This is a genomic window from Arthrobacter sp. 92 (assembly GCF_050260325.1).
Taxonomy (GTDB): domain Bacteria; phylum Actinomycetota; class Actinomycetes; order Actinomycetales; family Micrococcaceae; genus Arthrobacter.
Genome location: NZ_CP189863.1, coordinates 1,666,260 through 1,680,133 on the forward strand (window position 1 = coordinate 1,666,260; position 13,874 = coordinate 1,680,133).

The following is a 13,874-nucleotide window of genomic DNA, read 5'->3' on the forward strand; positions in this document are numbered from 1 at the left end:
CGGAGCCCCGCCCGCCGGTGCGGCTCAAAACGTGCGTCAGCAGTTCAAACGCGTCGACCGCCAGCGCCTGGACCGGACCTCGTAGCGACCCCGATGGGGCTGGCCATAGGGCCGGGATTCTTCCGGATCCATTCAAGCCAGCTCTCCATTCCGTCTCCGGTGGATGCCGACAGGGTCAGGACGTCCACGCCTGGGTTCAGCAGGCGCGCCTGGCGCGAGCATTCCTCGACGTCGAAATCAACATAGGGGAGCAGATCTGACTTGTTGACGATCACCAGGTCTGCGGCCAGGAACATGTGAGGATATTTCTGCGGTTTATCATCGCCTTCCGTGACGGAAATGATCACGACCCTGGCGGACTCGCCGAGATCGAACAGCGCGGGACACACCAGGTTGCCCACGTTTTCAATGAAGACTGTGGAGCCCGGACCGGGGTCCAGCGCGGTGAGGCCGCGCTGCAGCATCTCGGCATCGAGGTGGCAGCCTGCCCCGGTGTTGATCTGGATGACAGGGCGGCCGGATGCGCGGATCCGGTCCGCGTCCAGCGAGGTCTCCTGGTCCCCTTCGATGACGGCGACATCCAGTTGCCCGGCCAGTTCACTGATGGTCCGCACCAGGAGGGTGGTTTTGCCAGCACCCGGGGAGCTCATGATGTTGAAAGCGCGGATGCCGCGCCCTTCGAGCCAGCCCCGGTTGCGCGCGGCGAGGAGGTCGTTTTTCGCCAGGAGGTTCACTTCCAGCGGGATTACGGTGCGCCTTCCCAGGGCGGGATCCTGCGCCCCCGCGGCCCCGGCGTCCGTGTGCGATTGGGGATGGTTGTTCCCGTGGACAGGCGGATGGCCGTGTTCGGCCCCGTGCCCGTGCCCGTGCCCGTGTTGGTGTCCGTGCTCGTGCTCTTGTCCGTGCTGGTGCTGGTGCTCTCGTCCGGGAACGGGCTCGGCGGTCCCGTCCAGCCGCAAAACCCTCGTTCCGGCGTCATCACCGCATCCGCACGTTGCACACATTGGCTACGCAACCTCCACCGAGGTGACCGCAAGCTCCCGGCCACTGACGATCTCAACATCTGCGCTGCCGCACGGACAGAGCAGGAACCGGTCCTCGAGCGCGAATTCGTTCCGGCAACTGCGGCACAATGCCAGGCCCTGGGGTTCATCGATGATGAGGGCTGCGTCAGCGAGGGGCGTGTCGGCAGTGACGAGCTCGAAGCAGAATCGCACGGCATCCGGAAGTACACCGCTCAGCGGGCCTATCCGGAGATTGACGCTTGTCACGGGGCGGTTGCCGGTCCGGTTGAGGACCGCCTCCACAAGACTCTGCGTGATCGAAAGTTCGTGCATGTCCCTATGCCACCTCGTCGTTTCAATGTAGGCCTGGGGCGTGCAAACATCAATAGGCGCAAGGCGGAGTGACGGGGGTGTCCCGGTGCCCGGTGAGGCAGCGCAAATGCGGGCCGGAAGCCAACCTTCGACCTTAACCAGAAGGTAAAGGCTCAATCAAGGGTGCGTGTCAAGTTCCGTCGAATAGCGTGTTGGGCGCTGTAGCCTTGACGAGAAGAACCGATCAGAAGAACAGATCAGAAGAACCGATCAGACGACCAGTCGGCGCTGAACATTCAGCGGCAGGAAATCAACGTCATCGAAAGTGTGGATAGATACGTGAGCAGCGAACAGGGTTCAGCAACTCTGGAAGGCACCGAACTCGATCTGGAAGACGCCGTTATGGGCCCCACGGGTCGGCCCTACCGCGAATTTCCGGAGCCTGCGCCGCTGTCTTCCCATGGTCCGGCGAGGGTCATCGCCATGGTCAACCAGAAGGGCGGAGTGGGTAAGACCACTTCCACGATCAACCTGGCCGCCGCACTGGCTGAATACGGCCGCCGGGTGCTCCTGGTCGACTTCGACCCGCAGGGTGCGCTCTCGGCCGGCCTGGGGACCAATCCCCACGAGCTTGACCTCACGGTCTACAACGTCCTGATGGACCGCAAAGTGGACATCCGCGATGCCATCCAGCAGACCGGAGTGGAGAATGTGGACCTGCTCCCGGCAAACATCGACCTTTCCGCCGCAGAGGTCCAGCTGGTCAACGAGGTGGCGCGCGAACAGGTGCTTGACCGGGCGCTGAAGAAGGTCGAGGACGAGTACGACGTCGTCCTGATCGACTGCCAGCCATCCCTGGGGCTGCTGACGGTCAACGCACTGACGGCCGCACACGGCGTGATCATTCCCCTGATCTGTGAATTCTTCGCGCTGCGTGCTGTTGCCCTGCTCGTTGAAACCATCGACAAGGTCCAGGACCGGCTGAACCCGAGACTCCAGGTGGACGGCGTCCTGGCCACAATGTATGACGCCAGGACCTTACACAGCCGTGAAGTCATCAGCAGGCTCGTGGAGGCGTTCGGTGACAAGGTCTTCGAGACCGTCATCAAGCGTTCCATCAAGTTCGCCGACGCCACGGTGGCTGCCGAACCCATCACGAGCTACGCCGGGAACCACATCGGCGCCGATGCCTACCGCCGCCTGGCCAAAGAGCTGATTTCGCGCGGCGGCGCGCCCTAAGCAGGGACGTGGCACGGACAGGCAACCCGCTCGCTCCCGCCGGCCGGCAGGCCGACACGGCGGAAGCCGCGGACGTCGACCCGGAAACGGTGCCCGCGAAAAAGCCCGGCTTTGAGGTCCGCCTTGCCAACTTCACCGGCCCGTTCGATCTTCTGCTCGGTCTGATCACCAAGCACCGGTTGGACATCACCGAGGTGGCACTGGCCACCGTAACGGACGAGTTCATCAAGTACATCAGGGGCCTTCAGCAAGTGGGGGAGGAATGGGCCCTCGACGAGGCCAGCGAGTTCCTGGTGATCGCGGCCACCCTGCTGGACCTGAAAGCGGCAAGGCTCCTGCCCGCAGGCGAGGTCGAGGACGACGAGGACATCGCCCTGCTGGAAGCCCGCGACCTGCTGTTCGCCCGGCTGCTCCAGTACAAGGCGTTCAAGCACGTGGCCGGCCTCATCGACTCCGCTCTGGACCTCGAGGCGATGCGATACCCACGGCAGGTCGCCTTGGAAGGCCATTTCGCGGCACTGCTTCCCGAGCTGGTGTGGAAGCATACTCCCGGGCAGTTTGCCGCCCTTGCCGGCGCGGCGCTCAAACCCAGGGAGGCGCCCCCCACCGAAGTGGGGCTCGCCCACCTTCACGCCAGCCCGGTAAGTGTGAAGGAGCAGGCGGAAATCCTGGGCCTGAAACTGCAGCAGGGGAGGGCCCTTTCCTTCCGTGCCCTCACCGCGGATGCGGAGTCGACCCTCGTGGTGGTGGCTCGCTTCCTCGCGCTCCTGGAGCTGTTCCGTGACAAGGCGGTCTCGTTCGATCAGCTTCTGCCACTGGGCGATCTCACCGTGCACTGGACCGCCGGGAGCGGACTCTGGAGCAGCGATAATCTCAGTACCGAATATGAGGAGCAACCGTGAGCCGAACAACGCAAGGACCCGGCGGGGCCGCCGGCGACGGTGTGGATGTCAGCGCTCTGCCGGGCGGCGCGCGAGCGGCCATCGAGGCCGTCCTGATGGTTATCGATCAGCCTGCCTCTGCCCTTGAACTGGCCTCGGGTCTGAACCTGACCGTCGGCGTCGTCGAACAGCTTCTGGCGGAACTTCAGCGCGATTATAACGGCTATACTGTTAATGCCCCGGACATGGACGTTGCCAGCGATGCTGGCCACAAATCCACCCCCCGGGGTTTTGAATTGCGGAATATCGCCGGTGGCTGGCGGATCTATTCACGCGCGGAATTCGCCGACGTCGTCGGGGGCTTTGTGCTTGAAGGTCAGACAGCCAGGCTGACGCAGGCGGCGCTCGAAACGCTCGCCGTCATCGCATACCGCCAGCCCGTATCCAGGGCAAGGGTGTCTGCAATTCGAGGAGTTAACGTTGACTCTGTTGTGCGGACGCTGCTGCAGCGGGGAATGATCGAGGACTCGGGAACGGATCCCGAATCCGGGGCCATCCTGTACCGCACGACGTCGTATTTCCTTGAACGCATGGGAATCGGCTCGGTGGCTGAATTGCCTCAGCTCTCGCCCCATCTTCCAGGGCTTGAGGGTATCGAAGAGTTCTACGACGCCGGAAGAATGTAGGCAGCATCCCTGCCTGCGCACGAGTATCCACCAGGCCAGAACGAATCTGGCCGGCTGGCGGGTGTTGTCAGGAGACAACCCTTGCCGGCCAACATAACGAAGGACGGGTCATGACACAGGCGGGACGCCAGGGTTCACCACGTAGCAGTTCGGGACGCAACAGCGCCGGACGCAATCCAGCACAAGGCGCCGCAGGCCGCGGTGCCGCACAGGGCGGTGCGGGCCGCACCACCGGAGGCCGCACCGGTGGGACGGGCCAGCGCCCGTTCTCCAGCGATTTCACGAAGAGCGCGGACCGCTCGTTCAAGCGCCCGAAGCCCCGCGAAGAGGCTTTTGTCGATCCGGACCTGCAGGATGCCGGCGCGCCGTCCGGCCGTCCCGCGGCCGGCGACTGGAAGCCGGGCTCCAAGCCGGCGAGGAAGCCCGGCGCCCGCAAACCCGGCGCAGGCAAGGTTCCAGGCACGCCCGGCGCCTTGAAGCCCAAGCCGCGCACCGGCGCGTCGAGGGCTGCCGGTCCCCGCGCCTTCGGCAGCGAACGCTTCGGCCAGAACCTCGGCCCCGTCCGCAAGCCGGGCCGCAACCGCGGCCCGCGCCGCGAGGTGCCGCAGTCCGAGCTGCACGACGCCGATGGCATCCGCCTGCAGAAGGTCATGGCCCAGGCTGGCGTTGCCTCACGGCGTGTCTGCGAGGAAATGATCTCGGAAGGCCGTGTTGAGGTGGACGGCAAGGTGGTCACGGAGCTCGGTGTCCGCGTCGACCCCAAGACGGCTGTGATCCACGTTGACGGCCTGCGCATCCAGCTGGACGAGAACATGGTCTACATGGTCTTCAACAAGCCCAAGGGTGTTGTCTCCACCATGGAAGATCCCGACGGCCGTCCGTGCATCAGCGACTTCGTTCGCAACACCCATGGGGAACGGCTCTTCCACGTAGGACGCCTCGACGTCGCCACCGAGGGGCTGCTGCTGCTGACCAACGACGGCGAACTTGCCAACCGTTTGACGCACCCTTCCTACGAGGTGCCCAAGACGTACCTTGTCCAGGTCCGCGGCCCCTTCCCCCAGGGGATCGGCGCCCAGCTGAAGGCCGGCGTCGAGCTTGAGGACGGCATCGCATCCGTTGACTCCTTCAAGCTGGTGGACTCCACCCCGGGGCACGTTCTCATTGAGGTGGTGCTGCACTCGGGCAAGAACCGGATTGTCCGCCGGCTCTTCGACGCCGTGGGCTTCCCCGTGCTGCGCCTTGTGCGCGTCAAGGTGGGTCCCATCGGCCTGGGCGACCAGCGCCAGGGCAGCATCCGCAACCTTGGCAAGCAGGAAGTCGGCCATCTGCTGGCGTCCGTAGGGCTATAGCGTATGTCTGCCTTTCGTACCCACGGCCGCGGCCACCTCAACGGCCCGGTCGTGGTCATCGGGACCGGGTTGCTGGGGACCAGTATCGGCCTCGGTCTGCGGGGGCGCGGCGTGTCCGTGTTCCTGTCAGACCCGTCGCCCACCAACGAGGCCGTCGCTGTTGACATCGGCGCGGGCCTGCCCTTGTCCCGGATTGGCGACGAGCAGCCTGAGCTGGTGGTCGTAGCCGCGCCGCCGGATGTTACGGCTGACGTGGTGGAGCGGTCGCTCCTGGAGTACCCGGAAGCCACGGTGGTGGACATTGCCAGCGTGAAGGCTGGCATCCTTGCGGACCTGAGGTCGCGGGGCGTGGATCTTGGCCGGTACGTGGGCACGCATCCTATGGCTGGACGGGAGAAGTCAGGTCCGGTGGCTGCCCGCGGCGAGCTGTTCACCTCCATGCCGTGGGTCCTTTGCCCGTCGGAGGAAACTTCTCCGGCCGCCCTGCAGGCGGCCCGGGCCCTGGCGACGGACCTTGGCGCGGTGGTGACGCAGTTCGCACCGGACGAGCACGATGAAGCCGTGGCTCTGGTCTCCCATGTTCCCCAGGTGATGTCCTCCCTCGTGGCGGGCCGCCTGCAGGGCACGCCCCTGCACGCCTTGTCCCTGGCGGGGAACGGGCTCCGTGACGTCACCCGCATTGCCGCCAGCGATCCCACCCTGTGGGTTCAGATCCTGGGAGCCAACGCGGGCAAGGTCGTCGAGGTCCTGCACGGGGTTCGGGAGGACCTCAACCGGCTGATCGCGACGCTGGAGGATCCCACCGCGCCCGGCGCCCGGCTGGATCTCGCCCAGCTGATCAGCGAAGGCAATGCCGGGCAGTCCCGTATTCCGGGTAAGCACGGCGGGCCGCCCCAGGCCTATTCCTGGCTCACCGTCCTGGTGGACGATAAACCGGGCCAGATCGCGCGTCTGCTGACGGAGATCGGCGAGATCGGCGTCAACCTCGAAGATCTGCGCCTGGATCATTCCTCGGGGCAGAATGTTGGCATGGTGGAACTCTCTGTACTGCCCAACAAGCATGATCTGCTCATCGAAGCACTCAACGACCGTGGATGGCGGGTACTCCAGTAATGACTCAGGAACTGATTGATACCGTGCCCATGCTTCGCCAAGGCAGGTCGCTGGTGGTAGCCATCGACGGTCCGTCAGGGTCGGGCAAGTCCAGCGTCAGCCGGGAGGTGGCGCGCCGGCTTCGGCTCGCTTACCTGGACACCGGGGCAATGTACCGGGCCCTGACCTGGTTCTGCCTTGACCTGGGAGTTGACCTGAAGGACGCGGCCGCGATCGAGCAGGCCGCGGAGGAGCTTCCGCTGGAGGTCAGCACCAGTCCCCAGGAGGACTTCGTCCGGGTGGGCGGCGTTGATGTGACCCAGGCCATCCGCGAGCCGGAGATCTCCTCGGCCGTCAGTGCCGTGGCCACCACCCTGGGCGCGCGGCAGGAGCTGATCCGCCGCCAGCGTGGGCTGATCGAAAAGCACCACCGCCGCATAGTGGTGGAAGGCCGTGACATCACCACGGTTGTGGTGCCGGGTGCCGAAGTGCGCATGCTGCTGACAGCAAGCGAGGAAGCCCGCCTGCGCCGCCGCGGCATTCAGCTTGGCGGGACCCAAAATGCCGAACAATTGGCCGCGCAGGTTACCCAGCGTGATGCAAAAGACTCCACCGTGGTGAATTTCACGAAGGCTGCCGACGGGGTTGTCACCCTGGATTCCTCGGATCTGGATTTTGACGGCACCGTGGACGCAGCGCTGGGAATAGTCAGCAGGATCATCAACCGTGACTGATGCAGGGCAGCGCCGGACGGCACCTCCGGCCACCGGCCAACTTCCGGGAGCCTGGACCATGGCCTGGAGCCGGCCGGTGGGCTGGCTTCTGGACCATGTGGTCTACCGGACATCCGTTCAAGGCCGCGCAAACGTCCCGGCGGAGGGGCCGGTGATTTTCGCCGGCAACCACATCAGCTTCCTGGACGGACCCGTGATGTTCGGCGCCTCCCCCCGGGCCATGCATATCCTCGTCAAAAAGGAGATGTTCAAGGGATTCACCGGGGGAGTGCTGCGGGCCTCCGGCCAGTTGCCCGTGGACCGTTCCGGGGACCGGGCGGCACTGCAGCTGAGCAAAGCCGCGCTCGATGCCGGCCGCTGCATCGGCATCCTGCCCGAAGGGACACGGGGCAGCGGTGAGGCATCGAGCATCAACAACGGTGTGGCGTGGCTTGCGCTCAACTCGGAGGCGTGCGTTATCCCCGTGGCCATCCTCGGCACCCGGACTGGCGGCGAACACCTGGACTCCGTCCCACGGCCCGGCCGGAGGCTGCATGTCAGTTTCGGCGAGGCCGTCCGGGTGGACCGCAAATCCGGTGAGACCGGGCGTGTTTCAATGGACAGGGCGGGAAAAGAGATCCGGGCCGCGTTGGCACGGCATGTCCAGAGCGCAATTCAACTCAGCGGGCAACCATTGCCCGGCGCGGATTCCCCGCAAAAACGTCATGAAGAAGTAGCCGGGACGCCGGCAGATCACCACTAAGGAAAGTGCAATGAGCGATACGACTCAAACCTCCGGCAACTTTGGCGCCGGCGAAGACGAATACACGCCCACCGGCACGGACCAGGTGGCGGAGCATCTTGCTGCCTTGGACGATGACGAGGCCGAGGTCCGCGCCGCTTCACTCCGGGCCGGCCTCGACGACTACGACCTAGATGAAGAAGATGCGGCCCTTCTGAACGGCCTCTACGAGGACGAGGACTTCGACGGCCCCGTCAAGCTGGATCCGGTGCTGGCCATCATCGGCCGGCCCAACGTGGGCAAGTCCACGCTGGTGAACCGTATTTTGGGACGCCGTGAAGCAGTGGTCGAAGACACCCCGGGCGTCACCCGCGACCGCGTCATGTACTCGGCTCACTGGAACGGCAGGAACTTCACGATAGTGGACACCGGCGGCTGGGAGCACGATGCGCGCGGAATCCACGCCCGCGTTGCCGAACAGGCCGAAATGGCCGTTGAGCTCGCGGACGCCGTGCTGTTCGTCGTGGACTCCGCCGTGGGCGCGACCGCCACCGACGAGGCCGTGGTGAAGATGCTGCGCAAGAGCAAGAAGCCGGTCATCATGGTGGCCAACAAGGTGGACGACTTCGCGCAGGAAGCTGACTCCGCCACGCTATGGGGCCTGGGCTTCGGCGAGCCGTACCCCGTCTCGGCCCTCCACGGCCGCGGCGTCGCCGACCTCCTGGACCACGTCATGGATGTCCTCCCCGAGTTCTCCACCATCGAGGGGCTCGAGCGCTCCGGCGGCCCGCGCCGCGTTGCCCTCATCGGCCGTCCGAACGTCGGCAAATCCTCCCTTTTGAACAAGCTGGCCGGCTCCGAGCGCGTTGTGGTGGATAACACCGCAGGCACCACCCGTGACCCGGTGGATGAGTTCATCGAGCTCGGCGGCCGCACCTGGCGTTTTGTGGATACTGCCGGTATCCGCCGCCGCCAGCACATGGCCCAGGGAGCGGACTTCTATGCCTCCCTGCGCACCCAGAGCGCGCTCGAAAAGGCCGAGGTCGCCGTTGTGCTCCTTGCAGTGGACGAAGTGCTCAGCGAACAGGACGTCCGCATCCTGCAGCTCGCCATCGAATCAGGCCGTGCGCTGGTGCTGGCGTTCAACAAGTGGGACCTCCTCGACGACGAACGCCGCACCTACCTGGAACGTGAAATCGAGCAGGACCTGGCCCACGTGGCATGGGCGCCGCGCGTCAACATCTCGGCACTGACCGGGTGGCACAAGGACAAGCTGGTCCCGGCCCTCGACACGGCCCTGGAAAGCTGGGACAAGCGCATCCCCACGGGGCGCCTGAACGCCTTCCTCGGCGAACTTGTGGCGGCCCATCCGCACCCGGTGCGCGGCGGCAAGCAGCCCCGCATCCTGTTCGGCACCCAGGCCTCAAGCAGGCCGCCGAAGTTCGTGCTGTTCACCACCGGTTTCCTGGACCCCGGTTACCGCCGTTTCATTACGCGCCGGCTGCGCGAAACCTTCGGCTTTGAGGGAACACCCATCGAGGTCAACATGCGCGTCCGTGAAAAGCGTGGCAAGAAGCGTTAATTGCGACACACCTGCCCTGTGGGAGCATGAAAGTGTCACGGGCACCCTCTGAGATCGTGTAAGCTTTTGGAGGTGGTTCGGCCGGACTGCTGAGAAGAAATTCTGGGAAACATTCCAGGAGGACGTCGAAGCGGAGAACGGCGGAACTAACGGGCTGTAGCGCAGCTTGGTAGCGCACTTGACTGGGGGTCAAGGGGTCGCAGGTTCAAATCCTGTCAGCCCGACCAAAGAAACAGCAGATAGAAGGCCGTTTCCGGAGAAATCTGGAGGCGGCCTTCTCTGTGTTCGCCCCGAATGTAGCAACGAATGTAGCAACGCGGCTGATGCTTGCTCAGAACCCCATGGCTTCGGACAGCCTGGCCACCGCGGCGCGCGCGCTGTCATCGGACGTGTGCCCGTAGATGTCGCCGGTGATGCTCACCGAGGAGTGCCCCAACAAATCAGAGACCGCCTTAATATTCACCCCGGCCTCCAGCATGGCCGTCGCGGCGGAGTGACGAAGCGAATGGACTCCGACGTCCTTGAGGCCCGCACGCGCCGCTGCGATCTGCACCACCCTGTAGAGGTTGCGGGGGTCCACGGGTTGGCCCGTTTCCGTTGTAAACACATGCCCCGTGTCCGCCCATTGGCTTCCCGCACGCAGGCGCTCGGCAGTCTGGGCTTTTCGTTGACCAGACAGCAGGGCCGCTGTGACGGGGGATAGGGGAAGCACGCGGCGGGACCGTGCCGACTTGGGCTCCGTGACTGTCAGCTTTCCGCCGATACGGGAGAGTGTTCCCCTGATCCTCAGTACTCCAGCGTCCTGGTCGATGTCTGCCCAGCGCAACGCTAAGCATTCACCACGGCGGATTCCCGTCCCAGCGATTAGCAGAAGGGCGCTGTAGTAGCGGGAAGGCGCGGCTGCTCGAAGGAGGCGGCGAACTTCAGCAGGGGAGAGGTGCCGTGCTTCTGTGCGCTGCACTCCCGGCCTGCGCACTATGGCGGACGGGTTGCGGGCCAGTAGTCCGTCTCTCACAGCGCCGTCGAGGGCGGCACGGAGCACCGTATACGTGGTTCTGATAGTCGAGTCGGAGAGTGCGCGCACTTCGGTCTCGGTGCCATCCGCAGTCAAGGCCAGCCGAGTCCCCGCACGGAGCCGGAGGACCAGCGCCTCGACGTCCGATGGCCTGAGCTTGTCCAGTCGTATTGCCCCGAACGGTTCCGCCATGAGGTGCTTTGTCGCAAGCGTCCGGTACAAGGCACGCGTGGACTCCTTGCGGTCGCTCGCAGCGAGTGTCGTCTCGGCCCAGTGTTGCAGCCACTGGGAAACCGTGGCCTTCGAGTCGCGGACTGGTTGGCCTTCCTCGAGCCGATCAGTGGCATTGCGCAGCTTGACTCTAACCTCGGACCGGGTCTTTCCGTAGAACACCTTCCGGCTGTTTTTCCCCGTCACTGGATTCAGGTGCGTGAGGGCTCCGACATAGCGCCCGTCCGATTCGCGTTTGTATATCGACCCTTCGCCATTCGCTCGTTTACTCACTGCTGCGGTTTCCTTCCGCTTTTAGCCGTTTTGGTTATGTAGCCCGCATCGCGGGCGCGCTTGACCCGTTTGTCTGCAGCACTTTTTGATATGGCAAAGTGGTCAGAGACTGCTTGGGTGGGCGCGGCGTCAATGTTTTCCTCGTAGATGCGTGCCACCTCAAGCAGAACGTCGTCGGAGAGAGTACGGCGGCGACGCATAAGGCCGGAGACGGCGGCGCGCCGCTGGTGGGGCGGTGGGGGGAGCTTCCTTCCCCACTCAGTCAGGTGATTCAATGTGGCTTCAAGGACGTCGTCGATTTTTAGGTACTCCAAGTCTTTGGCCCGAACGCTCTGCGTGCCGTACTGAGACTCGATATCGAGATGAACACACTCCGGCACGCCGTTACGCATCTCAAATGTGTACTGAATGACGATGTAATCCGCGTCCTCGCCTTCCGGCTTCCGCCCTCCAGGCGTGGCGCGCTGGCCGACGAGCATTCGCTCTGGAAAGGGCAGTCCCTCGTACTTCTCCCATCCCTTAATCTTGCTGTCGCGGCCCCAGAGCGTGAACGACAGGAGTGTTTGGTCGTTCGTTACGAAATTTCCGCCCCTGCTCACGGCTGCTTCCTCGTAAGAGGTTCTAGCCTTGCCGATTCCCATACGTACTCCTAAACTCGTCCGGTTACGCTTCCCACTATACGTAGATGTACGCAATGATTCTAGTATCCAAGTACGTATTAGAGGAGGCAGTTGTGGAACGAGTGCTCGTGACTATAGACGAAGCAGCGGAGGCGTTGGGCGTTGGGCGGACCATGGTTTATCAGCTCATCAGGGAATGCGAGCTCGTGCCGGCGAAGATCGGTCGACGATCCCTAGTGACCGCCGAGAGCGTCCGAGACTATGCCGGGAAGGTCAGCGGTACGGTCCTGAAGGTTGGCGGCAGTCGATGATGCCGAAGGCACAGGCGAGCCCCCAAAGCCGGGAAGCAGTGAGGGCCAGGACTCTTGAAACCACCAGTAGCCTAATCCGCCGTCGTCAAGCTTCCCTCCGTTGTCCTCCTCTCGAGGACGGGCGAAGGGATCCCCTCGACCCGGCTGCCGGAGGATTTCGTACATCGCCCATGGTGATGGGCCTCCGAGCGGAGGAGCTAGTCGAGGAGGGCCGCCGTCTGGAGAGGACCGGATGGCGAGAATGGGAGTTGGCCGCGAGGCTGGGCGCTTGCTGGTGGGGCGGTGGACAATGACATTGGATTTCAGCCCACAGACGACCGCGGATCTGGCTGACTCCGAAGCGGCGGAGGGGATGCTCCCTCCCATGACCGTGGAGGAGTGCCACGCGGTGTTCCGTCGCTGGCTCGGAGCTGAGTATGACACAGACGCGCTGGATGCCGTTCTTGCCACAGCAGCTGTGGAACGGCTCGACGGCGACCCCGTGTGGCTGTGGCTTATCTCCGGATCGGGCAATGCGAAGACGGAGACTGTTGGTGCGCTTGCCGGGATGGGAGCGCACGTCCTTTCAACAATCGCGAGCCAGGGTGCCTTATTGTCCGCAACTTCAAAGCGGGAACACACTCAGGATGCGACCGGCGGGCTCCTTCGCAAGATCGGCGACCGAGGCATTGTAGTAATCAAGGACGTCACCAGCATCCTGAGTATGTCTGGCGACCAACGCGGCGAGGTACTCGGAGCTCTTCGAGAAGTCTATGACGGCAGGTGGTCTCGGAATGTCGGCACGGACGGCGGACAAACCCTTGAATGGGTAGGCCGACTCGTCGTTATCGGGGCGGTGACCACGGCATGGGACAAGGCCCACTCGGTCATCTCGGCCATGGGAGACAGGTTTGTGCTGGTCCGTATGGATTCCAGCCAAGGCCGACAAGCGGCCGGCCGCCAAGCTATCGGCAATACAGGGCATGAGGCCGCTATGCGCAGGGAACTGGCAACTGCTGTCGCCCGCGTAATGGCTGGAATGCAGCCCCGCGGCATCGAGGTGACTGAAAAAGAGACGGACGTCCTCCTGGACGCGGCGGATGTTGTCACCAGAGCCAGGACTGCTGTGGAACACAACTATCGGGGCGACGTCATCGACGCTCACGCGCCGGAGATGCCAACACGGTTTGCCAAGCAGCTTACGCAGATTGTCCGTGGTGCCGTCGCCATCGGCATTGACCGGAGGGCGGCACTGCGGTTGGCGATCCGGTGCGCCAGGGACAGCATGCCGCCCCCGCGGCTCCGGGTCCTCGACGATGTGGCGGCCAATCCTGACAGCCCCACCAAGGATGTTCGCAAGCGCCTTGGCCTTCCAAGGGCGACCGTGGACCGCGAACTGCAAGCGCTCAATATGCTGGGAGTGCTCACGGTGGACGAGCGGGACGCCGTAAATCCGGTCAACGGCAGGGAAACAACACTCTGGCATTACTCGCTTGCCCACGGCATCAATCCGGATGCTCTTAATCCAGTACTGGCGGTGCCAGAAATTGCAGTACCCCCGCAACGGGCCAGTGACGCGGTGCCAGAAATTGCAGTACCCACCCAACCCTCGGAAGGGGGCACAGGACCACTGCACGTTCCTACTGCAGATTCTGGCACCGCGAACGGATCCTCGGCTCCGGCGCATCAGCAATGCGCCGATGCCAGCATTCCGGATTTCCCCAACCGAACCACTGACATCGGTGAAGCTGCTGAAGCTGGCAGGGGATTGGCGCTGGCCGCTCCGCGGGGGGTGCGGTTAGTGTCGTAGATCCCGGCGCACCGAGCCGCTTCGCTTACTCG

Annotated in this window: 14 protein-coding genes and 1 tRNA gene; 11 read left to right on the plus strand and 4 right to left on the minus strand. The window is 64.1% G+C overall.

What is annotated here, in order from left to right; genetic code table 11:
• Nucleotides 1-44: 44 nt before the first annotated feature.
• Together hypB and ACP4XC_RS07630 are read right to left on the minus strand one after the other, a co-directional pair.
• On the minus strand, nucleotides 45-1,004 hold the full coding sequence (hypB, locus tag ACP4XC_RS07625; RefSeq protein ID WP_427174285.1) for a hydrogenase nickel incorporation protein HypB: 960 nt from the start codon (nucleotides 1,002-1,004) through the stop codon (nucleotides 45-47).
• Nucleotides 1,005-1,007: 3 nt separating this feature from the next.
• Nucleotides 1,008-1,337 carry a hydrogenase maturation nickel metallochaperone HypA gene (locus tag ACP4XC_RS07630; protein ID WP_427174286.1) on the minus strand — a complete coding sequence of 110 codons (330 nt, stop codon included), beginning with the start codon at nucleotides 1,335-1,337 and terminating at the stop codon, nucleotides 1,008-1,010.
• 318 nt (nucleotides 1,338-1,655) lie between these two features.
• Between ACP4XC_RS07630 and ACP4XC_RS07635 the strand changes: the two genes are divergently transcribed.
• From ACP4XC_RS07635 to ACP4XC_RS07675, 9 genes are all read left to right on the plus strand, one after another.
• On the plus strand, nucleotides 1,656-2,555 hold the full coding sequence (locus ACP4XC_RS07635) for a ParA family protein (RefSeq protein ID WP_427174287.1): 900 nt from the start codon (nucleotides 1,656-1,658) through the stop codon (nucleotides 2,553-2,555).
• 89 nt (nucleotides 2,556-2,644) lie between these two features.
• Complete coding sequence (locus ACP4XC_RS07640; RefSeq protein ID WP_427175050.1) at nucleotides 2,645-3,457, plus strand: segregation and condensation protein A; 813 nt, start codon at nucleotides 2,645-2,647, stop codon at nucleotides 3,455-3,457.
• Nucleotides 3,454-4,122, plus strand: coding sequence for an SMC-Scp complex subunit ScpB (scpB, locus tag ACP4XC_RS07645; protein ID WP_427174289.1), 669 nt, complete (start codon nucleotides 3,454-3,456; stop codon nucleotides 4,120-4,122). The genes ACP4XC_RS07640 and scpB overlap by 4 nt, the downstream gene beginning before the upstream one ends.
• A 110-nt stretch (nucleotides 4,123-4,232) precedes the next feature.
• The gene (locus tag ACP4XC_RS07650) at nucleotides 4,233-5,474 is read left to right on the plus strand and encodes a pseudouridine synthase (protein ID WP_427174290.1); all 1,242 of its coding nucleotides are present in this window, start codon (nucleotides 4,233-4,235) and stop codon (nucleotides 5,472-5,474) included.
• Between the two features lie 3 nt (nucleotides 5,475-5,477).
• Complete coding sequence (locus ACP4XC_RS07655; RefSeq protein WP_427174291.1) at nucleotides 5,478-6,587, plus strand: prephenate dehydrogenase; 1,110 nt, start codon at nucleotides 5,478-5,480, stop codon at nucleotides 6,585-6,587.
• Nucleotides 6,587-7,300: a (d)CMP kinase gene (gene cmk, locus ACP4XC_RS07660; RefSeq protein ID WP_427174293.1), complete on the plus strand. Its 714-nt coding sequence runs from the start codon at nucleotides 6,587-6,589 to the stop codon at nucleotides 7,298-7,300. Before ACP4XC_RS07655 ends, cmk begins: the two co-directional genes overlap by 1 nt.
• 58 nt (nucleotides 7,301-7,358) lie before the next feature.
• Entirely contained in the window at nucleotides 7,359-8,042 is a 684-nt protein-coding gene (locus ACP4XC_RS07665) for a lysophospholipid acyltransferase family protein (protein ID WP_427175051.1), read from the plus strand.
• Between the two features lie 10 nt (nucleotides 8,043-8,052).
• Complete coding sequence (der, locus tag ACP4XC_RS07670; RefSeq protein WP_427174296.1) at nucleotides 8,053-9,603, plus strand: ribosome biogenesis GTPase Der; 1,551 nt, start codon at nucleotides 8,053-8,055, stop codon at nucleotides 9,601-9,603.
• A 150-nt stretch (nucleotides 9,604-9,753) separates the two neighbouring features.
• Nucleotides 9,754-9,830 (plus strand) — tRNA-Pro (locus ACP4XC_RS07675).
• Nucleotides 9,831-9,934: 104 nt separating this feature from the next.
• Here ACP4XC_RS07675 and ACP4XC_RS07680 read toward each other — a convergent pair.
• Both ACP4XC_RS07680 and ACP4XC_RS07685 read right to left on the minus strand, forming a co-directional pair.
• On the minus strand, nucleotides 9,935-11,122 hold the full coding sequence (locus ACP4XC_RS07680) for a tyrosine-type recombinase/integrase (protein ID WP_427174297.1): 1,188 nt from the start codon (nucleotides 11,120-11,122) through the stop codon (nucleotides 9,935-9,937).
• Nucleotides 11,119-11,763 (minus strand): hypothetical protein, encoded by a 645-nt coding sequence (locus tag ACP4XC_RS07685; RefSeq protein ID WP_427174299.1) that lies wholly within the window; start codon nucleotides 11,761-11,763, stop codon nucleotides 11,119-11,121. Before ACP4XC_RS07685 ends, ACP4XC_RS07680 begins: the two co-directional genes overlap by 4 nt.
• Nucleotides 11,764-11,807: 44 nt before the next feature.
• On the opposite strand from ACP4XC_RS07685, the gene ACP4XC_RS07690 reads away from it, so the two are divergent.
• Both ACP4XC_RS07690 and ACP4XC_RS07695 read left to right on the plus strand, forming a co-directional pair.
• Nucleotides 11,808-12,053, plus strand: a complete 246-nt coding sequence (locus ACP4XC_RS07690; RefSeq protein WP_427174300.1) for a helix-turn-helix domain-containing protein — start codon at nucleotides 11,808-11,810, stop codon at nucleotides 12,051-12,053.
• Nucleotides 12,054-12,342: 289 nt separating this feature from the next.
• A complete protein-coding gene (locus ACP4XC_RS07695; protein ID WP_427174301.1) occupies nucleotides 12,343-13,842 on the plus strand; it encodes a hypothetical protein in 1,500 nt (499 codons plus the stop codon).
• Nucleotides 13,843-13,874: the final 32 nt, after the last annotated feature.

Coding starts and splice junctions, on each gene's coding strand:
- hypB (WP_427174285.1), bottom strand. CDS start 1,004: ATGTGTGCAACGTGCGGATGCGGTGATGACGCCGGAACGAGGGTTTTG.
- ACP4XC_RS07630 (WP_427174286.1), bottom strand. CDS start 1,337: ATGCACGAACTTTCGATCACGCAGAGTCTTGTGGAGGCGGTCCTCAAC.
- ACP4XC_RS07650 (WP_427174290.1), top strand. CDS start 4,233: ATGACACAGGCGGGACGCCAGGGTTCACCACGTAGCAGTTCGGGACGC.
- ACP4XC_RS07655 (WP_427174291.1), top strand. CDS start 5,478: ATGTCTGCCTTTCGTACCCACGGCCGCGGCCACCTCAACGGCCCGGTC.
- cmk (WP_427174293.1), top strand. CDS start 6,587: ATGACTCAGGAACTGATTGATACCGTGCCCATGCTTCGCCAAGGCAGG.
- ACP4XC_RS07665 (WP_427175051.1), top strand. CDS start 7,359: ATGGCCTGGAGCCGGCCGGTGGGCTGGCTTCTGGACCATGTGGTCTAC.
- der (WP_427174296.1), top strand. CDS start 8,053: ATGAGCGATACGACTCAAACCTCCGGCAACTTTGGCGCCGGCGAAGAC.
- ACP4XC_RS07685 (WP_427174299.1), bottom strand. CDS start 11,763: ATGGGAATCGGCAAGGCTAGAACCTCTTACGAGGAAGCAGCCGTGAGC.
- ACP4XC_RS07690 (WP_427174300.1), top strand. CDS start 11,808: ATGTACGCAATGATTCTAGTATCCAAGTACGTATTAGAGGAGGCAGTT.
- ACP4XC_RS07695 (WP_427174301.1), top strand. CDS start 12,343: ATGACATTGGATTTCAGCCCACAGACGACCGCGGATCTGGCTGACTCC.